Here is a 22,256-nt window from a genome sequence, read left to right on the forward strand (position 1 = left end):
AAGATATTTCCTATTTCTTCCGGATAGGTAGCAGATAAATGATACGTGCGGAGAAAACCTGGCCGGCCGATTTGTTGAAATAATCCGTTTTACGGTTGTGGAAGATGTCTCCCAACGCATAGTAATAACGTCCTTCGAGCAGGAAATAACCGATGCCGGTACGCAGTTCGATACCGGGACCACCACATAATCCCCAGTCGAACTTTTGTTCGATAGACATGTCGTGCTGGTTGTTGGCTCCTGCATTCTGATTTTTCTCATCGGGGTTCTGATCGGTCTTTTCGCTGATAGCGAAGCCAATCTTCGGCCCTAGGTTTACATAGAACTTGAACTTGTTACTACCGAAATAAATATGGGTGAAGAACGGTATCTCCAGGTAATTGATCGTACGTGTATATTTGTAAGTCGGATTCTCGTCGAATTGCTCGTCCCAACCCTGCTGGCTGAAATTCAGTTCCGTCTGTAGACCCAGATTCTTTTCCGTGTTCCAACGCAGTACCAGGCCCCCGTTGTATCCCTGTTTCATCTTGGTGTAGACCTTCGGGTTGAAGCTGACGGATGAGAAGTTCATACCGAAAGAGGCACCTACGGATACTTCCTGGGGAAATTTATTTTGTGCCATAACACCGGTTATGACGGCCAGGCATAAAAAGGATATGATTGTTATCTTTCTGATCATCTTACTTCGCTACGTGTTACGTTATAGTCACTCTGGTAATGAACGATAAATGTGCTGGTATTGATGAATCCGCCCCAGTTGTTTACCCGTTCAAAATCGAAACAGGTCTGTATGCCCTTGTAACGAATATTGCCCAGGTTGTTCTCGAAGTTGGAACCGTATTTCCGGATGGCATCGAAAAAGAACATACCTGTGTCGAAACCTAATATACCATATTTAGGGAATATGTTAATCAGGGTCTTGCTATACCATGTCTTATATTTGGAATAAAAGTCGGAGACTTCCGGCGAGAGGTTGTCAGCATAGAAGAAACTATATATATAGGTATTCAATGCAAAGAAGTCGTCGAGGCACTCGTTGGTATAAGTTTGCCATTCCGGATAACCGAACATCGTGATGTTGTATTCCGGTTTTGTCTCTGCCAGCATACGCAAAGGCGCCTTGAACTTGTTCAATGCTTCCAGGCTGCCTGAAGTAGGGATAATGACACTGCGTTTGTCTGTGCTGAGCATCGCTTCCATTTCGACCGGGAATGTCTCGCTCGAATAAGTTAGTTCGCGCCAGGAGATGTTGCGTTGCTTCATCTCTCCTTGCAGGGCTTTGACGAAGTCGGTCTTTTCTTCGGTACCGGGTACTTTCAACAGGATGATGTTGTCGTTGGCAAACAGGTCGCAACCGGCTTGTGATGCTTTGGCATACAAGTAGGAGTGAGGGGTGTTTACCTGGAATATATTTGCATTGGACAATACATCATCGTTTTTGGAGGTGAACGGTATCACATATTTGATATTATTCTTTTCGGCAAATTCGGCAACCGGCGCGATCTGGTCGTTCTGTACGGCTCCGATGATCAGGTTGGCTTCTTTCAAGACATCTTCTTTCAGGATTTCTTTCACCTTTTTGGTGCCGTTGCCTGTATCGAATACGGAGAGTTCGATCGAGCAGCCGCTGTTACGCAGACTGTCGACGGCCAGTAACAGACCTTCATAATATTCGATGAAACGTTGCGTGTTGGAGGACGGTTTTGCCTCATTTGTCATGAAGGGCAACAATAAAGCTACTTTGATCATGTTGACCCGTTCGATCTTTTTCGGGGTCGACAGCAACGCATTTACGTCTCTTTCATGCATGACCGGAGCTGTTTCCGTAACTGTTTCTTTGGTTTCCACCGGTATTTTTATGACCATTCCGGCTTTTACCCCGTTCTTCAGTTCGGGGTTTCGTTTGATCAGTTCCGTGCTCGATATGTTGAACTTCCGGCAGATGCGGTACATCGTTTCTTTCTTGGCGATCGTATATTCGATTTCTTTGGTTACCGACTTTACTTCCTTGGTGGGCAGTGTCTCGATAGGTGTTGCCGGGATACGGATCGTCTTGCCGATCGTGAAGGTGGAAGTCGACAGTCCAGGGTTTGCCTCGATGATATCGGTTCCGGGTACGGCATACCGGATAGACAACGAATAAAGCGTTTCTTTCGGTTGTATGGTGTGATACAGGAAATTATCCTCTGCTTTCCCCATCGGAGCCGTACCGGCATCCCGTTGCGGAATCTTTAATGTAGCACCCGCTTTGATCGATTCGCGGCTTTCCGGATTCAAACGGTAAATGTCATCGACGGTCACTCCATACATCGTTGCGATTGAGTATACTGTCTGTCCCCGCTCAATCGTATGATAAAATATATTATCATTTAATTCGTTAGTAGTAATAATTCGTGCTTTGTTGTTCTGTGAATACAATGAAACACTACAGAAACTCAGGCACAACGTCAATACGTATATACTGATCTTATTCATTTGTTAATTCGAATATTTGCAGCAAAGATAGTGTATGTCCGTATAAAATACTAATTTTGGAAGCTAATTAGGTTATATATATGCAAAGGAATTTTATAAGAAGAGTGGTCGGGACGCTCTGTTTTTTATTATTGATACTTGCAGCACATGCTCAAAAATATACGGTGACAGGGGGGAAAGGGACTCCTTTGTTGGCTTTTGATAATAAACAACCCACCAGTAGCCAGTTTCAGGTTTACCTTGTATATGGCATGGATAATGTAGAAATACGATATACTCCTACATCAGGTTCGTATCAATGGTATCGCTATAAGACTAAAGCGAAAGCAGGGGTTGGTAGCGATGCCGAAAAAATATCATCTGTTCAGGAGGGTAGTGAAACAGTCATTCGAAATCTGGAAGAAGGATATGGGTATTATATATTGGAAGACGATGCTTATTCGAAAGCTGGCGGGTATGTATGGATTATAGACTACAGTAAATATGTTTTTGAGGCGACTAGCCTCTATATAGATGCGCAAAAGAGCAATTGCGGCAAGATGTATTTGGGTGGGGATGTTGATATGAAGGAGATGAGATATTATGATCCGTCAGGAGTACCTGGAATATTGAAGCGTGAATTTGATGTTACTTACCAGACGATGGATATATCGGAAGATCAAACGGCATATCTGCCGAAAACAGTTACTGACACGGTGGAAGATATTTTTACAGTCGGTATCGAAGCCCCTCTTTGCGACACCGATGTCACTCTGAAAGGAGATTTGTTTGCCCGTCATTTCGGAGTGGAGAAAACAATGACGACAGGTGTCTACCAGGCAATCGCAGTGAAAGTCGTTTTGAAAATAGATACTTTATCATATACGAACGCAACCAATATGGTTGCAAAAGGCGATAGCCTTTCCGCCCCGGTCGAGTTCAATTTTAAAGCTGTTTGCAATACGCCGGTTGCTGCCATTTTCAAGTGGGAGATCTATAAAAAAGATGGAACCGAGGGAAAGGGGACAAAAGTGATCGACTTTAACAAAGGAGAAGAAGTAAGCTATATATTCAACCAAAACGGTACTTATACGGTTTATTTATCAGTATCAGATCGTACAGCCCAGTGTACATGGGAGCCTGAAGATCCGGTTACGATCAACATCTCGGACTCTTTCCTCGATGTTCCGAATGCTTTCTCACCCGGTACGTCACCTGGCATAAACGATGAGTTCAAAGTGGCCTACCGCTCATTGACCCGTTTCAAATGCTGGATATTCAACCGTTGGGGAGTACAGATGTATTACTGGACCGACCCGTCGCAGGGTTGGGACGGTAAGAAGGGCGGTAAATATGTCCCGCCCGGAGTTTATTTTTATGTGATAGAGGCAACCGGCTCAGACGGTAAGCCGATAAAGAAAAAAGGTTCAATTAACATTTTTAGATCAAAGAGTATAGATGATGAAATTATCGAAGAATAGTATATTCAGTTTTTTGTCGGGCGGTCTGATCTGCCTGACTGCGTGTTTGTCTATCGGATCGAGCGATTCGGAAAAGGTGCTTGATGGGCGTCCGGTGGTGATGTCGATGACTTCGTCGCCTGATATACCCTCGTCGGTCACTTTCTGTGGAACGCCGATCGACCTAACCCGCTATAATATGCGTGAAGGATTCGACCGGGAGATGAGTAGTTTCACATACTTCCATTCGACCACTATGTTGCTGATCAAACGCGCCAACCGTTATTTTCCGGTTATCGAACCGATATTGAAAGCCAACGGCATTCCCGACGACTTCAAATACCTGGCGGTCATAGAGAGCCATCTCGACCCGCGTGTGTCGTCTCCGGCACGTGCCGTGGGAATGTGGCAGTTTCTCGAAGGGACAGGCAAGCAATATGGGCTGACTGTTACCCCGACCGTGGATGAACGCTGTCATGTGGCTAAAGCAACTGAAGCAGCATGTAAGTATTTGAAAGCTGCTTACGACAAATACGGTGACTGGGCAAATGTGGCCGCTTCTTACAATGCGGGCATGGGGCGTATCTCCGGCGAACTGACCAAACAGGAAGCTGATAGCACCTTCGACCTCTGGCTGGTAGAGGAGACAAGCCGTTACGTATACCGTATCATGGCGATCAAGCAGATATTTGAGAATCCTTATAAATATGGTTTCGTGCTCCGCGCAGAAGACCTTTATAAACCGATTGCCTGCGAAGACGTGGCTGTATCGTCGGACATTCCCGATTTGTCTGCTTTCGCACAGAAGTATAATATAACGTATGCCGATCTGAAACGCTTCAATCCCTGGTTACGCGACCGGAAATTGCAGACACTGGGCAAGACTTATACGCTACAGGTCCCGAAAGAAAATGAAATGTATTACAAGACACCTAACACCTACGTGCATAACTCGGCTTGGGTGGTAAGATAAATTCCCTTGATAAAAAGTATGAACGATAAAAATGCATTGGAAGGCGGTCGTATTTCCGTTTTAGGCGCCCGTGTTCACAATTTGAAAAATATAGACGTCGAGATACCGCGAAACAAACTCACTGTGATAACCGGTATGAGCGGTAGCGGTAAATCTTCGTTGGCTTTTGATACAATCTTTGCGGAAGGACAACGCCGCTATGTGGAGACATTTTCCGCTTATGCCCGTAACTTCCTCGGCAATATGGAACGTCCGGATGTGGATAAGATTACCGGATTAAGCCCGGTCATCTCGATCGAACAGAAAACGACCAATAAGAATCCCCGTTCTACCGTAGGTACTACGACAGAGATATACGACTTTTTCCGTCTGCTTTATGCAAGGGCGGGTGAGGCTTACTCGTACCTGAGCGGGGAAAAGATGGTGAAGTACACCGAAGAACAGGTGCTTGACCTGATCCTGGAACATTACGAAGGGAAGAAAACCTATCTGCTGGCTCCGCTTGTCCGTAACCGTAAAGGACACTACAAGGAATTGTTTGAACAGGTTCGTAAGAAGGGTTACCTGACAGTCCGTGTCGATGGTGAGATAAAAGAGATATTTCATGGCATGAAGCTCGACCGCTACAAGATGCACAGCATCGAGGTGGTGATCGATAAGATGGTCGTGTCGGCCTCCGACGAACGCCGCCTGAAAGAAAGTCTGCGTACAGCCATGAAGCAGGGCGACGGGCTGGTCATGCTGTTGGATGCCGATACCGACGAGCTGCGTCACTACAGCCGCCGCTTGATGGACCCGGCAACCGGACTTTCTTATAGCGAACCGGCTCCGCACAACTTCTCTTTCAACTCGCCCCAGGGGGCGTGTCCGAAATGTAAAGGATTGGGACAGGTGAACCTGTTGGATATGGAAAAGATCGTACCCGACCCTTCTCTCAGTATTTATAACGGTGGGATAGTTGCTTTGGGTAAATACAAGAACTCCCTTATCTTCTGGCAGATCGAGGCTCTTTGCGAAAAGCACGGCGTGACGATCAAGACGCCGATCAAAGATATCCCGGCAGAGGCGATCGATGAGATCATGAACGGGACGGACGAACGTCTCCAGATCAAGAACGAATCGCTGGGTTCTTCCAATTATTTCTTGTCTTACGAAGGTGTTGCCAAATATATCCTGATGCAGCAGGAGAGCGAGGCTTCGGCTTCCGCACAGAAATGGGCGGGACAGTTCATCAAAATGACTACATGCCCGGAATGTAACGGCCAGCGTCTGAACAAAGAGGCGTTGCACTACCGCATTGCGGGAAAGAATATAGCAGAGGTATCTTCGTATGATATTTCCGAGCTTTACGAATGGCTGGACGGTATCGAGGAGCGTCTGGACCAGAAGCAAAAACAGATTGCCATAGAAATATTGAAGGAGATACGTTCCCGCCTGAAGTTCCTGCTGGATGTGGGACTGGATTACCTGTCTCTCAACCGTGCTTCGGCAAGCCTTTCCGGTGGGGAAAGCCAGCGTATCCGTTTGGCAACCCAGATCGGCAGTCAGCTGGTCAACGTGCTCTATATCCTCGACGAGCCGAGTATCGGATTGCATCAACGCGATAATGTCCGTCTGATCAACTCTTTGAAAGAGCTTCGTGATACAGGTAACTCGGTAGTGGTTGTCGAGCACGACAAGGATATGATGCTGAATGCCGATTACGTGATCGATATGGGACCGAAAGCCGGGCGTCTGGGGGGTGAAGTCGTTTATGAAGGAACGCCGCAGGATATGTTGAAAGTGAATACACTGACCTCTGCATACCTGAACGGGGAGACTGAGATTGCTGTTCCTGCCGAACGTCGTCCGGGAAACGGCAAGTTCATCACCATAAAAGGAGCTGGCGGTAACAACCTGAAGAATGTTGACGTGACCTTTCCGCTCGGAACGCTGATCTGCGTCACGGGTGTGTCGGGTAGCGGAAAATCGACGTTGATCAACCGTACCCTGCAACCGATCCTGAGCCAGCACTTCTATCGTTCACTGGAAGATCCGTTGCCTTATAAATCCATCGAAGGTATCGACAACGTGGATAAGATCGTCAATGTAGACCAGTCGCCTATCGGCCGTTCGCCACGAAGCAATCCGGCTACTTATACCGGTGTCTTTTCCGATATCCGTAACCTTTTCGTCGATCTTCCCGAATCGAAGGTGAGAGGATACAAACCCGGACGTTTCTCGTTTAATGTATCCGGCGGACGCTGCGAAACCTGTAAGGGTAACGGATACAAGACCATCGAAATGAACTTCCTGCCGGATGTATTGGTGCCTTGTGAAGACTGTCATGGCAAGCGATATAACCGTGAAACGCTTGAAGTCCGTTTCCGCGGTAAATCCATAGCTGATGTGTTGGATATGACAATCAATATGGCTGTGGAGTTCTTTGAGAATATCCCGACCATTCTTTCTAAGATCAAAGTCCTGCAGGATGTGGGATTGGGTTATATCAAACTGGGCCAACCTTCCACCACCTTATCCGGAGGAGAAAGTCAGCGTGTAAAACTGGCTACTGAACTGGCCAAAAAGGATACCGGCAATACCTTATATGTATTGGACGAACCGACTACCGGTCTTCATTTCGAAGATATCCGTGTCCTGCTGGGTGTCTTGAACAAGCTCGTGGAAAAAGGCAACACCATCATCGTGATCGAGCATAACCTCGATGTGATCAAATGTGCCGACTACCTGATCGACATGGGCCCCGAAGGTGGCCGAAAAGGCGGCCAGGTCTTATTCATCGGCACTCCCGAGGAAATGATCAAGAAGAAAAACAAGAGTTATACGGCTCCGTTCCTAAAAGACGAATTAAAAAATAAATAGATATGAAGAATCCTATCCAAATGATCAAACAATGCGTAGAGAAGGAAGAACCCTACTTTCTGCTGCGCGGACAAGATATATGTGCTTTGGCGGCGATTGAGACCTATTACGCCGAGGTGAAGAAAAAAGTTAAAGATCCTTACTTTATAGAAGAGATCGAAGAGATAATGAAAGACTTCCGGGCCTTCCGGGAGGAACAGGAAACCCATATCCCGGATTAATTTATGGCGGACGACAGTTACAGAACCATTAAACAAGTAGCAGAGGGCTATTACACGGAGAAGCGCAGCCGCTTTATCTCGTATGCCATCCCGGTGCGTACGGTCGAAGAGGTGAAGGAGCAACTGGATAAATATCGTAAACAATATTACGACGCCCGCCATGTCTGCTGGGCCTATATGCTGGGGTCCGATCGCCTGACTTTCCGTGCGAACGATGACGGCGAACCATCATCCACAGCCGGTAAACCGATCCTGGGACAAATCAATTCCAACGAGTTAACGGATATCCTGATCCTGGTCGTTCGCTATTTCGGTGGCATCGAACTGGGCACCAGCGGCCTTATCGTTGCGTACCGTACAGCTGCCGCCGAAGCGATTGCTGCCGCCGAGATAGAGGAACGTACGGTTGACGAAGATATTACGGTCGCTTTCGAATATCCTTACCTGAACGGGATCATGCGTATTGTGAAAGAGGATAATCCCCTTATTGTATCCCAAAAGTTTGAAATGGACTGTGAAATGACTTTGCGTATACGCAAAGGAGAGGCGGAAAAGTTGAAGAACCGCTTATTGAAAGTCGAGTCGGCCTATCTGAAGTAAATTATTAATAATCTGAAACATGAGTTACCTGCTATTTTCGATTTGAGAGGATTTCTTTATTTTTGTACTCTGAAATCTAAACAAGCAAATAGTGGTAATATAATGAAGAAGATTCTGTTATTTTCTTTTTTCTTAGTGGTTGGTTTGGTTGTCTCGCAGTTTCTTCCTTCTCTTGTAGGAGCGAATTATTCGTTGGTGAAGACAGTATCCAATTCACTGTTGTATGTGTGTCTGGCCTTTATTATGATCAACGTAGGCCGGGAGTTTGAAATGGATAAGACTCGTTGGAGGTCTTATACGGAGGATTATTTCATAGCGATGGCTACCGCTGCTTTTCCCTGGATATTTGTGGCATTGTATTATATGTTCGTCCTGCTCCCCGACATCTATTGGTCGAGTGGGGAAGCCTGGAAAGAGAACTTGTTGTTAAGCCGTTTTGCGGCTCCCACGTCTGCCGGTATCTTGTTTACCATGCTGGCTGCTGCGGGACTGAAAGCATCCTGGGTATATAAAAAGGTACAGGTGCTGGCCATTTTCGACGACCTCGATACAATCCTGTTGATGATCCCGCTTCAGATCATGATGGTTGGCTTGCGTTGGCAGTTGGGAGTGATCATTCTTATCGTGATGGTATTGCTTATGATCGGCTGGAAGAAGATGGGAACCTACAATATGCGGCAAGACTGGAAGGCCATTCTGCTTTATGCCATTGTTACGTTGGCTTTTACCCAGGGAATCTATCTGGTGTCCAAACATTTTTACGGGGAGGAAGCGAGTATCCATATAGAAGTGCTGTTACCGGCCTTTGTACTGGGTATGATTATGAAACATAAGCATATCGATACGAAGACGGAACACAATGTGGCGACGGCGATTTCATTCCTGTTCATGTTCCTGGTAGGAGTGAGCATGCCCGTGTTCTTTGGGGTCGATTTTGCCAAACAATCGGCGGAAGCATCTACAATTACCGGTGCACAGCCGATGATGTCATGGCCGATGATCCTTCTTCATGTGGTGATCGTCTCTTTCTTATCTAATATAGGAAAACTTTTTCCCCTGTTCTTCTATCGCGACAGACGTAAGCGCGAACGTCTGGCTTTGTCGATCGGTATGTTTACACGGGGTGAAGTAGGGGCTGGCATTATTTTTATTGCCCTGGGATATAATCTGGGTGGACCGGCCCTGATGATTTCTGTCCTTACTATTGTGTTTAATTTAATTTTAACTGGTATATTTGTAATCTGGGTAGAGAAATTGACCCGCAGCGCCTATCAGCTTGAGATGGCTGAGCAGCAAAGGCAATAAACACAGTTAGGAATTACGGAGACAGACCAGCAAGCTGTCTCCGCAAATATTAAAACAGAATGGATCGTACTATTAATGTTATCCTTAAACCGTTGCGCCGATTCGCCACACAGAAGTCGAGCGCCAGTTTTTTATTGTTTATGGCCACGGTATTGGCTATGCTACTGGCAAATTCCCCTTGGGCTTACGCTTATCATCATATATTATCTTATCCTATTGACCTTCAGATTGGCAGTTTTAATTTGTTCTCCCATCATGGTGAACCCATGCCGATGCTTGCCTTTGTGAATGATGCCCTGATGGCGGTATTCTTTTTTGTAATCGGGCTGGAGATCAAGCAGGAAGTATTGATCGGGGAATTGAGTTCGGTTCGTAAAGCACTCCTTCCGGTTATTGCGGCTTGTGGTGGTATGATCGTACCGGTCCTTTTTTATTTGCTTGTCTGCAATACGGCTCCGGAAGTACGTGGGGCAGCTATTCCGATGGCTACCGATATCGCATTTGCCCTCGCTGTCCTGGGATTGCTGGGAAAACGGGTTCCTTTAGGCATGCGAATATTTCTGACGGCACTGGCTGTGGTAGATGACATCGGCGGTATTATTATTATTGCTTTATTCTATAGCGGACATATTGCTTATCAACCCTTATTAATCTCTCTGGCCCTGCTGGCTTTATTATATGTAGGGGGAAAGATGCGGGTAAATAATAATCTGTTTTATTATATAGTCGGCTTCTTTGTCTGGGTCTTATTCCTGGAATCGGGTATTCATCCGACTATAGCCGGGGTATTGGTAGCCTTTACTGTTCCTGCCCGTCCGAAAGTGAATCTGAAGGATTTTACCTGCGATATGACTGGTTATCTGAATATGCTGGATTATACGGAGGTTCGCCAATCCAAAAAGGCTTCGGTCCTGACTCCTACACAGATACAGGTACTGAATAATATCCATTCGTTGGCAGATAACACGATCAGTCCTTTGCAAAGTATTGCCGATAAACTGCATCCGTTGGTAAACTACCTGATTCTTCCGTTGTTTGCATTTGTCAATGCGGGGGTCACATTCGGCGATATTCAGCCGTCATCGCTGGTAAATGTGCCGTTGGCTGTCTTTATGGGATTGTTTGTCGGAAAGTCACTGGGTATTTTCTCTTTCACGTACCTCTTTGCCCGTACGAGGATGGGCTCTTTGCCTACGGGAATGACCCGCATGAATCTGTTTGGCGTTTCCATGTTGGGCGGTATTGGTTTTACGGTGGCGCTATTTATTGCCAACCTTTCGTTTACCGGAATGGATGAACTTGGAGTTGACTTGTTGAATCAAGCCAAACTCGGAGTATTTACCGGGTCGTTTGTTTCCGGTCTTTGCGGGTACTTGCTGCTGAAGAAGTATTTACCGAAAATCCCGAAAGAATAACTATAAAAAAGAAGGTGTTTCAAAAGTCGATAGATTTGAAACACCTTCATGAATTTATGGATATTGGAATTATTATTGCATACGTCTGATTTGAGCATAATCAAACTTATCGCTCAGATAATCATTTCAATACATAAGTACCGTCGTTAGCATCTATTAATAATTGGTATAGGTCACTGAAAACCGGGCAAACGCCGAATTTCCGTCGGTGGAGATATGTTATCAAAGATACCTCTTACAAAAAAAGGTAAGAGGTATCTTTGATATTCATTATAGTTGATTTTCGTAATCGAAAGAAGAGATTAGTTCGATCAGTCTGTCTTCGGCCTTCTTTAGGGCATCGACGGAACCAATCGAACCGGCGATATAACTGTTGGCAATAGGGGTAACGAAAATGTCAGCATGGGCGGTTTCATCTATTACCGGTTTGGCATCCGGCTTTTCGGTGTTATCTTTCAACTCACCGCGAATGGCATACGCTATCTGATTGGCATCGTTGCTGATGGCTATTGCTACTGTTTCCATTAAACTAAAGGTGCGTGCCTGGTTGGAAGTGATGCGCCAGTTGATGATTGCTTTTGCCAATGCCGGAGTTATTTCATCCCTTCTCTCTTTGGGACAAACCAGGCAGTTACCAAAGATATTTTTACCATCAGTCCAGCCCTGTTCCCGGAGCTTGGTTTCGATTTCAGGGAAAAGTTCCGGTTCGAGTTTGTTGGTGGAAACACAGAACAAAGTTCTCAGATCGATAGCGATGTCATAGACAAAAAGACCGGAAGCCCGGGTCTGATCCTGGATAAAAGCCCGGTTGGGGAGTGAACGCCGGTTGGTTGTCAGCCACTCGTCCAACTCTTCCTTACTCAATTCACTCCCTCTCTTTTTGCTTTCCATCCAATAGACTTTAACGGTATGATGTTCCGGATGCGAAGTCCTGTCGAAAGTGATATTTTCAGTCGGTGACTCGATACCTCCCAATAAAGGATGGAGCGGTCGCATGGCTGAAACAGACAAGGGACTACGACGTTTTACGATCATACTGCCGCTTTCTGCTTTCATATATCCGCCCAATAACTGATCCGTAAAAGTAGGATCGCATGGAGAGTGGGGCTCTTTCTGGTTTGCCTTATTTTCTTTTTTGTCGATTTCCCAGTTGAATGTTATTGCAGCGAAAGGCATATTCAACGCCTCTATAACGGAGCGTTTTACTTGTTGGCCGCTGGAATAAGCCATTCTTTTGCCGAACTGAGGGTCGAAATAGTATTTCTGTCCGTCATTAACGCCGAATACTGTATGTTCTGCATGGCGAAGGCCACGTAAATAGATAAAGGGATTGTCCATAACTGTGGGTATTAAGTAGTTTAATTTTTTGATTTCCAGTAAGTATATTCAAAGTCGATCAGGGTCATGAATAGAGGGAAAGAATCTTTAGGTATATAGTAGGCCTCTACAAATGCTTTTCTGAATACTTCGTTATCAGAAGATTCGTATTCCATTATCTCTTTGAGCTTTTGCCCGAAGACTTCGATTTTATTTGACTTCCTTACCTCTTTCGACAGATTCGAATAAACAGTTTTGCCTTTTTCTGCTGTCCGTTCAAACTCTATCAGGGCCTTTGCAACCGCAGTGGCCAGTTCCAGTAATTCTGTTTTGTTTATCATAGCAATAATCCAGATTTTATATAATTCATAATTGATATACGATTCCTCGTTGTTGAATTTGTACTCTTTCCCCTGCGCGTAAGGCATGGAGCCTATGGGAAAGTACTGTCTCAGTTTATCCGGTTCAATCGCTTTTAATCCGATGACACCCAGTTTGCAAGCTGATTTGAAGGTGTAGTAGGTGTTGAACGATTCTATTTCTTCATCAGATAGGATGCTTTGCTTGCCGTCGAAAAAGAGTTTGTCCCTGAAGTCGAACAGAGAGTGGACTTCTGGGAGATAAAGGTTGATAAATCCCAGCGTTGTGTTCGTCTGGGATAGATTATATGAATAAGCTGTTATTACCTTATTAGGATATTTCTTGGATAGAGCCATAATGATTTCGAGCCAGGGTTTGGTCGGTATGGCGAGATTTCCCATCGATTCGGTGGGGGTGATATGAAATCCTTTGTACGGTGTCAGATCATTATAAAATTTCCGGCACCAATGGGATAACCAATGCCCGTTCCAGGTTTCGATCTGTTTGTCTTTGATATTAGGTGTCTGATTCAGATACTTCCTATAATATTCCCAACCACAAAACAGTTGCCATAAAATATCCGGCTCATCCAGTAACATGGCAAAACCTCCGCTTACGCCGATGGCAAGCGCCTCACCGATCCACGAAGCATACATCTCGTTTGTATCGATAGAGGTTTGTATATCGGAGATCTGACCGGACGTTGTTCCCGCCACATCTTTTGCTGCATATCCGACAAAGATCGACATGTTCGGTTCATCGCTGGCCATGGCGACTTTCAGGTTATTGTATTGGGCCAGCGCTTTGCTTCCATATTTCTTTACATCCTCATCTTTCGGCTTTTGGAAAAAAGGAGAGTTGCTGACGTGTATCAGATGCCTCTCGTCATTGAAAAACAGATTGAAAAATATCCGGTCAAAGAACTCCTCTGCGGATATATCCGTATTCATTTTCTCATTATATATCTTCAGGAACTTTTTACCGATGTAGCTTGTATACATATTTAAATGAATTAATCATGTTCCACTAATTGTAATCCATAAATCTCATATTCTTCCTGCGGCATAGGAATGACAAAAGGATTTGCCCCTATATCCTGCAACTGCTCGTATTTATCCCGGTACCGGGAGATTGTTTTCCAGTTGACAGGTATTTCCATATTGATCCGCTCTTCCCAGGTGGCAGTGATATACTTATCTCTGTCGGCGGCCAGTATACAGGTTGCACTTTCTATTTCCAACGCTTTCAGGAGAATGGCTTCAGTCCGGCTGGTCAGGTTTATGAGCGAGAAGTTTCCGTCTTGTACGGCCAGGTGAATATCGATCTCCTTCGTTTCGACCGATCGATATACCTTGTCTATTTTTTCCTGCAGACTTCTTTCCTGCAAAACATCCCCGTTATCCGGCAGTTGGTCGAAACTGCGTTTCAGTAGTTCCATTTTGTAAGGAAGCACATTCCCTTCGGGAGCGATCACATGAATCGGCCTGTAAATCCGGTTACTACCTGTTACCCTTTTTCTGTTTATTCTTCCGAATCGCTGTATCAGGCTATCTAAAGGAGCGCACTGGGTAATCATCCTGTCGAAACTGATGTCCAGGCTGACTTCTACCACCTGTGTCGAAACGACCAGGCAAGGACATTTCCCGTTCCCATATTCTTTCCCGTCACCGTTGAATTCCTCTTTCAGCAGCTTTTCAAGTTTAACGCGGTCGCTTCGTTTGAAACGGCTATGGATAAGCATCATGGGAATATCAGGAAATTCTTCCCTGAACTCCTTGAAAGCAGCCTGCGCTTTATTGACTGTATTGTAAATGGCGAGCACTTTCTCTTTTCCCTTAAAGGCATTTGCCAGGATAGGGGAGACGCTGTCCTCTTTATCGAGTTTGAATATCTGATGGCGGTCGAATGTATCCAGTGTTTCATCCGATAGTTTGACTTCGTATACATTCTCTTTCCCACCTAATATCTCCAGCAACTGATCGTATAAAGCGGTAGGCATCGTTGCTGTCCCGATATGGATGCGGCACCCGAATCTAAGAAGTGCTTTGACGATTTCCAGTACCATCGCTTGCGAATAGTCCGAATAAGTATGTATCTCGTCCAGGATAATATCACATCCTTTTATATCCAGTATGACACTTTCAAAGCCGGAAGTACCGAAGATGATGGACGACAGTTGATGGGGTGTCAATACTTTGATACTCGACCCGATCAATGGCTGTAACATCTTTTCTTCCATATTATTTCCGACGACTATCTTCGATGTCGCATGTAGCAAACGAATATCTTTATTGGGAATAGTCGCTTTTAGTCTTTCCCACATGGCATTTATGGAAGCCTGGAATGGCAGGGTGTAAAAAATGCGTCCTCTGCATCTTTTCAATAGAAAATCTGTTTTTCCTGCACCTGTCGATGCAACCACCAGCGTATGCGGTCGGGTGTCATCCACTCCGATCAGTGACAATGGGTACAGAGGATTTGTTCGTTCCGGTTTAAAATAGGCGGACAGGTCCGGGACTTCGAATGTAGTTTCGAGTTCTTTTGCGGTAGATGAAGTAAATGCCGAAGCGAAATGATCTGCCGCCATTAATAACCCTCTCCAGGCAGACCATCCGAAAGTCTGCGATTCGCAATAATCTACCGCATAAAGTAAAGCCATCCTGGCTTTATCCCTGTTTATTCCGGTGCAGGTATACCCAAGTTTATTCAATATTTGTATGCCATATTGACTCCATTCTTCCCAGTCCTGCAGATGGTTGTCTATCCAATGTCGATCACAGGAAGCAATATCCAATATACCTCTTCGCCGGGGATCGTCTGTGATGGACTTATGATGGGCTACAACCATTTCTATCAAAGTGTCCCATTCCTCTAAGGGAAAGGCTGGTAGGAAAGCCAGTGACGATAACTCATGCCGATGAATGAATTTATTACACCTGTTTGAGAGGGAGCCATTTATAATCTTGTTCATCCGGTCCTGAAAGTACGTATGCGCTTTGCCTAGATCGTGTAAAGTTGCCCCTTTGAGAGCAATCGCTACATCGAAGGGAAAATCTATTCGCCGGGCAAAGACCTCGATAGCCTGCCGCGTATGCAGGCAATGTTCAAGGAGTGAAACATGGCCGTTGTCAGGGCTTTTTGCCAGTATTTCGTCGGTGGTTTTCATAGGGTGCTTCTGATCGGATTACCTTTCACATGCAATACGCCATACATCTCTTCCCCTCCGTGATATCTGTTATATCCGGCTTTGAATCCTTTCTCTTCGTCGGAAGGTATCCATTCGAAACCTTCTATCTGTTCAAATTCGTCAGCCGACATTTCGATCGGACGATCCGGCAGTAATATATCTTCATTCCTGCATAAGCAGATAGATTGTTTGGCGGCGCGCAATGCATCGTCGTTGTTCTCGAAGGCGAGATACAAATGAGGATATAGAAGAACGCCTCGGGTAATGATGCTAATGTTTTTAGGAAGATAATAGACATTTCCTTGCGTGTCTTTCTTTTTCTCTTTGACAAATCCTCCTTTAGACCATGTTCGTTCCTGTTGCGAATCCAGCCCGCAGTAGTTCAGGCGGTATCTGCTTATTTTCTGAACTCTTTCCGTCGTATTCAGCAACTCCGGGAAGAGTTTTTTTTCAATCCCTTCTATCGTGGAAGTGATCAGAAATTGCAGACTGAATGTTTCGCTATCTCTGACAGCTGTCCAAGGTTTAATAAATCCGAAAGGACCTGAGTATTTTACTACGTAGTACATAATGTGACTATTAGATTATTGAACCGCAACCACTACCAGTTAAAGATCCGATGCCGCAATTCCATGCGAAGGCTTTTGTCAGAGGTGTGCCATGAATAATCAGGGGACACATACTGCATTTATTACTGATATTATGGATCGTAACGAGTTTTTCTTTCTTATTGGGATAACTAAGGTCGAACTCAATCTTTAGAGAAGGATCTTCCGGTAATCCCGCAATCTGCATTTTATGCCTCAGAGTTTCTGCCATCAACTCTCCGCTGTTCTCGTCTTTATAGGTGAAGTGTTTATGGTTGTCGTCATAAAAGCGTTTTATAAAGACAGGGCTTCCGAGTTGAAAATGATTTTGAGTGGATAAATCGGGTGTTTCCTGAATGATAATCTCTCTCACTTTCATGCCACAAAATATGTTAGGATATTCTGAGATTTGATTCACAAGGTTTTTTATATATATATCTTCATGAAAAGAAATGAACCAATTCGCACCTTTAGGGAAGGTCAGACCATTTTTGTATATTTTACTTCCTTTTAGCCAAGAAAACGAATAAAGAGATATTTTGTCATGCAACTCATTTTTACCTAGCCAATTATGTACAGTTCCAATAAGTTTTTGTTGGTAATTGAAAGGAACTATTGTTGTATTGCTTGTGGTTATGATATGTAGTCTCATCTTTTGTATGTTAATTATTGTTTTATGTTTGTTGAGCTATTTATTTCTTTTTTTGTGATTGCAAAATTATAAAATAACAATACACTAGGAATAAAACACGGTGAATAAATATTAATATTCGTGTTTAAAAATGTATTCATTGCTAAGAGAGCCTTCCTTAAAAACTTTCAAATGGTCATTTCTTTTTATTTTCTTATCTTCGTACTGATTATTCATTGAAGTAGTATTGTGTACATTTAAATTAATAGGACTTCTTCTTTAAAGAAAAAGTCTGTAGTAATTAAAATTTTACTATCACTGCTTCTTAATTGTACCTTAGTGGAATAGGAACAGTGTATTGATCTTTTGCGTGAGAGCATGTATTGTTGATAAAAATTAATTGAACCATTATGGTATGAAATATAATATGATATAGAAGGATCATGTTGGTGATTTTGATTAAGATGTGATTTATACAATTGTAGGTAGACAATTTTCATTAATAAAAAGTGTCATTTTCAATCAAATAAATTTATGGCAAAGCTTTACCCCATTGGCATACAAAATTTTGAGAAAATTCGAAAAGAAGGATATTTATATGTTGATAAAACAGCTTTGGTTTATCAATTGGTGAAGACTGGTAGTTATTATTTCTTGAGCCGACCACGTCGATTTGGTAAAAGTTTATTGATATCTACATTGGAAGCCTACTTTCTAGGTAAGAAGGAGTTGTTTACTGGCTTAGCAATGGAAAAGTTGGAAAAGGACTGGATTGAATATCCTGTTATTCATCTAGATCTTAATGCAAAAAAATTTGATACAGAAGATGATTTGATTAGACTAGTCGATCGTCAGTTGCTGATTTATGAAGCACAATATGGCTCAAGTAGTACTGATCAAACGATTGATGACCGCCTTTTTACCTTGATTCGCCTAGCCTACGAAAGAACAGGCCAACGAGTGGTTATCTTAATTGATGAATACGACAAGCCGATGCTGCAAGCTATAGACAATGATGAGTTACAGGAGGAGTATCGTAATACATTAAAAGCATTTTACGGTGTATTGAAGAGTATGGATGGATATATCAAATTTGCTTTTTTGACAGGTGTAACAAAGTTCGGTAAAGTAAGTGTATTCAGCGACTTGAATAATTTGGATGATATTTCAATGAGAACTCCCTTTGCTTCTGTTTGTGGTATTAATGAAGTTGAGTTGCATGAATATTTCGGTGAAGACATTCGGGCATTGGCCTCTTCTCTGCATATAACGGATGAAGAAGCTAGTATTGAATTAAAGAACTGTTATGACGGTTATCATTTTGTACCGGATTGTCCTGGCGTTTATAATCTATTTAGTCTACTTAATACATTTAAGTATCTGCAGATGGGTAATTACTGGTTTGAAACTGGTACGCCGACTTATTTAGTAAAACTACTTAAACGTTCAAATTATAATCTTTACAATATGGCACATACGGAAACTGATGCTGATGTGCTAAATAGCCTTGATTCGACTTCTACCAATCCGATTCCAGTAATATACCAAAGTGGCTATCTCACAATCAAAGGATATAACCGTGAATTTGGTACTTATCGTCTCGGTTTTCCCAATCGTGAAGTGGAAGAAGGTTTTATGAAGTATCTGCTTCCTTTTTATGCAAATACCAATAAGGTTGATTCCTCTTTCCATATCCAGCAATTTGTCCGTGAGGTACGTGCCGGAGATTATGACGCTTTTTTCCATCGCTTGCAAAGTCTTTTTGCCGATACACCTTATGAACTGATTCGCGATCTGGAATTACATTATCAAAATGTCCTGTTTATAGTTTTTAAACTGATAGGTCTTTATGTGAAGGCAGAATATCATACTTCACAGGGACGTATTGACCTTGTTTTGCAGACAGATCAATTTATCTATGTTATGGAATTTAAATTAGAAGGTACAGCCGATGAGGCTTTGCGCCAGATAAATGAAAAAGGCTATGCTCTTCCTTTTACTGCTGATCCCCGGAAAATATTTAAGATTGGAGTGAATTTTAGCATAAAGACACGTAATATAGAGGAATGGAGAGTTGAATCTTAACACAGGTGCAATTGGGCAAAATGAGATTATACCACCAAGGTACAATTAAACCAGAGCTTTCTTTCCATCATGAGAATTTTCTACAATCTTTAAATACCACTAAGGTACAATTAAACCAAATAAGCCCGGCTCCCCATCGACGGGGAATGTTGTCTTTAAATACCACTAAGGTACAATTAAACCCCGCATAACGAGTTCATCCCCTTACGCATATCTGTCTCTTTAAATACCACTAAGGTACAATTAAACCTTAGTTATTCGTTTTTATCTCCGCAAACCACAATTCTTTAAATACCACTAAGGTACAATTAAACCGATTTTGTCGGCTGCCAGGTAGGTCGCATTAACTGTCTTTAAATACCACTAAGGTACAATTAAACCCTCTCCCTGATTTCACAATTTGATGAGCCTTAAATGCTTTAAATACCACTAAGGTACAATTAAACCTTTATCCCTTATGTTTCGTGAACAGGAATTAATGTTCTTTAAATACCACTAAGGTACAATTAAACCTTTATCCCTTATGTTTCGTGAACAGGAATTAATGTTCTTTAAATACCACTAAGGTACAATTAAACCCCTATAAAATTTTTAGGTTCTCCTTATTCTAAACACTCTCTAAGCCTGTTTGTCCCTTCTTTATTTATCAATGAAAGTTGTCGACCTTCAATTGTATAAAATACCCCGGGGATCGACAACTATCATATAACTCTTATACCTTTCAAGCCATATGTTTCTACTGTATTAAAGACAAACCTATTTTACATTATAGGTCACTAAAGCAGAATAACGCTTCCAAATATACATTATATTAATATATCTGTAAGTTTTATTATCCAATTTGTCCAAGTGTTTTTTATATTTGCATAGTATAATTGTACCTTGTGGTATTTAAATTTTACAGTCACCTGTTTTGTGGTCCAATCCGTTCTGGTTTAATTGTACCTTTGTGGTATTTAAAGATGGCATAGATGAGTTTCGTGCCCGGATCGAAGTATTAACTTAATTGTACCATCTTGGTATTCTCTCCAAATTCATCCCCTCTCTTTTTCTGTTATATTCCATGCCAATAACAATTTAAACAAGGAAATGAATATGGAAGAGAACAATCAGATGAAGAAAAAGGGAATGGCGCGGAATGGGTTTGTGGTTTATGCAGTGGGGGTGATAGATGAGATGGAGAGGGGAGGACGCTATGGGATGGCACAAGCCTATCGGAATAGCGTGAAATCGCTGGTGCAGTTTATTGGGAGCCAACGGGTACCGTTTCAGTTGTTCCGATTCGAGATGCTGAAAGCCTATGAGGGCTGGTTACTGCAGGAAGGATGCTGTGAGAATACTGTACATTACTATCTGCGGAACCTGCGAGCCCTCTATAACAAAGCCGTGAAAGAGAAAGTGATCAGGCCCCGTATGAATCCTTTTATAGGGATCTCGACGGAAGCCATGCCTACCCGGAAACGGTCGCTGCCCCGGAAATGGCTGAAACGGATCAAGAACCTGGAACTGGAAAAAAGCTCCTCGCTGGCTATGTCGCGAGATATGTTTCTTTTCAGCTTCTATGCCTGTGGGATGGGATTTGCAGATATGGTGAATCTCGAACATGCAAGGATAGAACACGAAATAATCTGTTACGAACGTATAAAGACCGGCAGGCAGATATCCTTTTTTGCGGAATCTCCGTTACAGGAAATCATCGAGAGGTATCGTACCGACAGCCGTTATGTCTGGCCTGTATTATCCGACGATGCCGACGATGCGGAAAACTATAAACACTATCGAAGTGCGTTGGTAAACTTCAACCGGCATTTGAAAAAGATAGCGGAAATGGCAGATATCACCGAATCCCTGTCTTCCTATATGGCGCGTCACTCATGGGCTACGGCAGCACGTAATAAATTGATGCCTACAGCCGTCATTAGCTCTTACCTGGGACATGCCAGCGAACGGACCACACAGATCTATCTGGATTCGTTCGACGAAGGCGTAATGAGAAGACTGAACCACAAAGTGATCAATCTGGAATAATAGTCTGGATATACAAAGAAAGGTGCATATCCTTTAAAGACTTGTACCTTTCATAACATCATCCCACCTCCCCAAAGAAAATCTATCTTTTTGTCAATTTACCCCTATCTTCTTTCTATTCTATGTATAGAAGGTTAAAGAGTGGTTTAAATAAGCTCTTCTCGTGGAGTTTAGGGAAGGCAGGAAATAAGAAAAGACATGAATTGACTTACTTATTGTTAGTATGTTTTCGATTGTCTGCCGGGTAGTTTTCAAAGCTGTATCTATTTCTCTCCGAATACTGACAAATTTCTTTTCCGATTTAGTCCGGTTTTTTCCTCCTTCCGGAGTATAAAAACAGTAAAATTCCGGTTGAACGGGCTTTTGGGGAATCGGTAACTCCATTTACCTGCCGGCTGGTCGGGATTACCTGGCAGGTAAATGAAACTAGCTGCCGGGTAAATGGATGTTTGCTGCCGGATGGTGACAACTAGCCGCCGGGAAATAACCGTTATAACCGTTTTGGCGACGGCGAAAAGGGCCTTATCCCCGATAAAACAACGCTGGTTTGAGTTTTTAGAAGTAATGCCTGTATTGAAAAAGTAGATATATGTGACAATATTTGACCAGATTTACCGGAAAAGAAACAGAATGATAAACAGGGTCTTTTCCTCGGTGGAAAGTATAAATAACGCTAAAAAAATAAGGAAGACAGGAATTTTAAAAAGCGTTTGATATTCAAAGTTTGTTCCTAAAAGAAGAGTGTATCTCTATTGCCAATAGAGATACATT

16 protein-coding genes and 1 CRISPR repeat array are annotated in these 22,256 nt (G+C 43.3%); of the genes, 9 read left to right on the top strand and 7 right to left on the bottom strand.

Annotation, left to right across the window (positions count from 1 at the left end; translation table 11 throughout):
• Nucleotides 1-10: 10 nt before the first annotated feature.
• Both DWW23_RS06220 and DWW23_RS06225 read right to left on the bottom strand, forming a co-directional pair.
• Complete coding sequence (locus DWW23_RS06220) at nt 11-679, bottom strand: porin family protein (protein WP_122352414.1); 669 nt, start codon at nt 677-679, stop codon at nt 11-13.
• Nucleotides 676-2,475, bottom strand: coding sequence for a LysM peptidoglycan-binding domain-containing protein (locus DWW23_RS06225; RefSeq protein WP_122352415.1), 1,800 nt, complete (start codon nt 2,473-2,475; stop codon nt 676-678). The genes DWW23_RS06220 and DWW23_RS06225 overlap by 4 nt, the downstream gene beginning before the upstream one ends.
• An 80-nt stretch (nt 2,476-2,555) precedes the next feature.
• Between DWW23_RS06225 and DWW23_RS06230 the strand changes: the two genes are divergently transcribed.
• The 7 genes from DWW23_RS06230 to nhaA all read left to right on the top strand — a co-directional run bounded on the left by DWW23_RS06230 (nt 2,556) and on the right by nhaA (nt 11,290).
• Entirely contained in the window at nt 2,556-3,935 is a 1,380-nt protein-coding gene (locus tag DWW23_RS06230; RefSeq protein WP_122352416.1) for a gliding motility-associated C-terminal domain-containing protein, read from the top strand.
• Nucleotides 3,913-4,887, top strand: coding sequence for a transglycosylase SLT domain-containing protein (locus DWW23_RS06235; protein ID WP_122352417.1), 975 nt, complete (start codon nt 3,913-3,915; stop codon nt 4,885-4,887). Before DWW23_RS06230 ends, DWW23_RS06235 begins: the two co-directional genes overlap by 23 nt.
• Nucleotides 4,888-4,905: 18 nt before the next feature.
• A complete protein-coding gene (uvrA, locus tag DWW23_RS06240; protein WP_122352418.1) occupies nt 4,906-7,749 on the top strand; it encodes an excinuclease ABC subunit UvrA in 2,844 nt (947 codons plus the stop codon).
• A gap of 2 nt (nt 7,750-7,751) precedes the next feature.
• On the top strand, nt 7,752-7,970 hold the full coding sequence (locus DWW23_RS06245) for a hypothetical protein (RefSeq protein ID WP_122352419.1): 219 nt from the start codon (nt 7,752-7,754) through the stop codon (nt 7,968-7,970).
• A gap of 3 nt (nt 7,971-7,973) precedes the next feature.
• The gene (locus DWW23_RS06250; RefSeq protein WP_122352420.1) at nt 7,974-8,570 is read left to right on the top strand and encodes a YigZ family protein; all 597 of its coding nucleotides are present in this window, start codon (nt 7,974-7,976) and stop codon (nt 8,568-8,570) included.
• A 102-nt stretch (nt 8,571-8,672) separates the two neighbouring features.
• Complete coding sequence (locus tag DWW23_RS06255) at nt 8,673-9,875, top strand: sodium:proton antiporter (protein ID WP_122352421.1); 1,203 nt, start codon at nt 8,673-8,675, stop codon at nt 9,873-9,875.
• 59 nt (nt 9,876-9,934) lie between these two features.
• Nucleotides 9,935-11,290 carry a Na+/H+ antiporter NhaA gene (nhaA, locus tag DWW23_RS06260; RefSeq protein WP_122352422.1) on the top strand — a complete coding sequence of 452 codons (1,356 nt, stop codon included), beginning with the start codon at nt 9,935-9,937 and terminating at the stop codon, nt 11,288-11,290.
• 270 nt (nt 11,291-11,560) lie between these two features.
• Here nhaA and DWW23_RS06265 read toward each other — a convergent pair whose 3' ends face one another.
• Genes DWW23_RS06265 through cas6 form a run of 5 tightly spaced genes read right to left on the bottom strand, consistent with a single transcriptional unit; the run spans nt 11,561 to nt 17,393 of the window.
• Nucleotides 11,561-12,628, bottom strand: a complete 1,068-nt coding sequence (locus tag DWW23_RS06265) for a CRISPR-associated protein Cas7 (protein ID WP_122352423.1) — start codon at nt 12,626-12,628, stop codon at nt 11,561-11,563.
• 20 nt (nt 12,629-12,648) lie between these two features.
• The gene (locus tag DWW23_RS06270) at nt 12,649-13,968 is read right to left on the bottom strand and encodes a hypothetical protein (protein ID WP_122352424.1); all 1,320 of its coding nucleotides are present in this window, start codon (nt 13,966-13,968) and stop codon (nt 12,649-12,651) included.
• Between the two features lie 11 nt (nt 13,969-13,979).
• Nucleotides 13,980-16,133 carry a CRISPR-associated helicase Cas3' gene (gene cas3 / locus DWW23_RS06275; protein ID WP_122352425.1) on the bottom strand — a complete coding sequence of 718 codons (2,154 nt, stop codon included), beginning with the start codon at nt 16,131-16,133 and terminating at the stop codon, nt 13,980-13,982.
• Complete coding sequence (locus DWW23_RS06280) at nt 16,130-16,723, bottom strand: hypothetical protein (protein WP_187576562.1); 594 nt, start codon at nt 16,721-16,723, stop codon at nt 16,130-16,132. Before DWW23_RS06280 ends, cas3 begins: the two co-directional genes overlap by 4 nt.
• A gap of 10 nt (nt 16,724-16,733) precedes the next feature.
• Entirely contained in the window at nt 16,734-17,393 is a 660-nt protein-coding gene (gene cas6, locus DWW23_RS06285) for a CRISPR-associated endoribonuclease Cas6 (RefSeq protein ID WP_122352427.1), read from the bottom strand.
• A gap of 513 nt (nt 17,394-17,906) precedes the next feature.
• Between cas6 and DWW23_RS06290 the strand changes: the two genes are divergently transcribed.
• Both DWW23_RS06290 and DWW23_RS06295 read left to right on the top strand, forming a co-directional pair.
• Nucleotides 17,907-19,457 (top strand): ATP-binding protein, encoded by a 1,551-nt coding sequence (locus DWW23_RS06290; protein ID WP_122352428.1) that lies wholly within the window; start codon nt 17,907-17,909, stop codon nt 19,455-19,457.
• Nucleotides 19,458-19,478: 21 nt separating this feature from the next.
• Nucleotides 19,479-20,036: direct repeats of the CRISPR family, unit length 30 nt; unit sequence CTTTAAATACCACTAAGGTACAATTAAACC.
• Nucleotides 20,037-20,552: 516 nt separating this feature from the next.
• Nucleotides 20,553-21,485: a site-specific integrase gene (locus DWW23_RS06295; protein ID WP_122352609.1), complete on the top strand. Its 933-nt coding sequence runs from the start codon at nt 20,553-20,555 to the stop codon at nt 21,483-21,485.
• The last annotated feature ends 771 nt before the right edge of the window (nt 21,486-22,256 follow it).

The sequence above is a fragment of the Parabacteroides sp. AF14-59 genome (genome assembly GCF_003479515.1).
GTDB lineage: Bacteria > Bacteroidota > Bacteroidia > Bacteroidales > Tannerellaceae > Parabacteroides > Parabacteroides faecis.

Excerpts from the sequence above, each read along its gene's own strand:
- cas6 (WP_122352427.1), bottom strand. The coding sequence starts at position 17,393 with ATGAGACTACATATCATAACCACAAGCAATACAACAATAGTTCCTTTC.
- DWW23_RS06235 (WP_122352417.1), top strand. The coding sequence starts at position 3,913 with ATGATGAAATTATCGAAGAATAGTATATTCAGTTTTTTGTCGGGCGGT.
- DWW23_RS06245 (WP_122352419.1), top strand. The coding sequence starts at position 7,752 with ATGAAGAATCCTATCCAAATGATCAAACAATGCGTAGAGAAGGAAGAA.
- nhaA (WP_122352422.1), top strand. The coding sequence starts at position 9,935 with ATGGATCGTACTATTAATGTTATCCTTAAACCGTTGCGCCGATTCGCC.
- DWW23_RS06270 (WP_122352424.1), bottom strand. The coding sequence starts at position 13,968 with ATGTATACAAGCTACATCGGTAAAAAGTTCCTGAAGATATATAATGAG.
- DWW23_RS06230 (WP_122352416.1), top strand. The coding sequence starts at position 2,556 with ATGCAAAGGAATTTTATAAGAAGAGTGGTCGGGACGCTCTGTTTTTTA.
- DWW23_RS06280 (WP_187576562.1), bottom strand. The coding sequence starts at position 16,723 with ATGTACTACGTAGTAAAATACTCAGGTCCTTTCGGATTTATTAAACCT.
- DWW23_RS06265 (WP_122352423.1), bottom strand. The coding sequence starts at position 12,628 with ATGGACAATCCCTTTATCTATTTACGTGGCCTTCGCCATGCAGAACAT.
- uvrA (WP_122352418.1), top strand. The coding sequence starts at position 4,906 with ATGAACGATAAAAATGCATTGGAAGGCGGTCGTATTTCCGTTTTAGGC.
- DWW23_RS06225 (WP_122352415.1), bottom strand. The coding sequence starts at position 2,475 with ATGAATAAGATCAGTATATACGTATTGACGTTGTGCCTGAGTTTCTGT.
- DWW23_RS06220 (WP_122352414.1), bottom strand. The coding sequence starts at position 679 with ATGATCAGAAAGATAACAATCATATCCTTTTTATGCCTGGCCGTCATA.
- DWW23_RS06295 (WP_122352609.1), top strand. The coding sequence starts at position 20,553 with ATGGAAGAGAACAATCAGATGAAGAAAAAGGGAATGGCGCGGAATGGG.
- DWW23_RS06255 (WP_122352421.1), top strand. The coding sequence starts at position 8,673 with ATGAAGAAGATTCTGTTATTTTCTTTTTTCTTAGTGGTTGGTTTGGTT.
- cas3 (WP_122352425.1), bottom strand. The coding sequence starts at position 16,133 with ATGAAAACCACCGACGAAATACTGGCAAAAAGCCCTGACAACGGCCAT.
- DWW23_RS06250 (WP_122352420.1), top strand. The coding sequence starts at position 7,974 with ATGGCGGACGACAGTTACAGAACCATTAAACAAGTAGCAGAGGGCTAT.
- DWW23_RS06290 (WP_122352428.1), top strand. The coding sequence starts at position 17,907 with ATGGCAAAGCTTTACCCCATTGGCATACAAAATTTTGAGAAAATTCGA.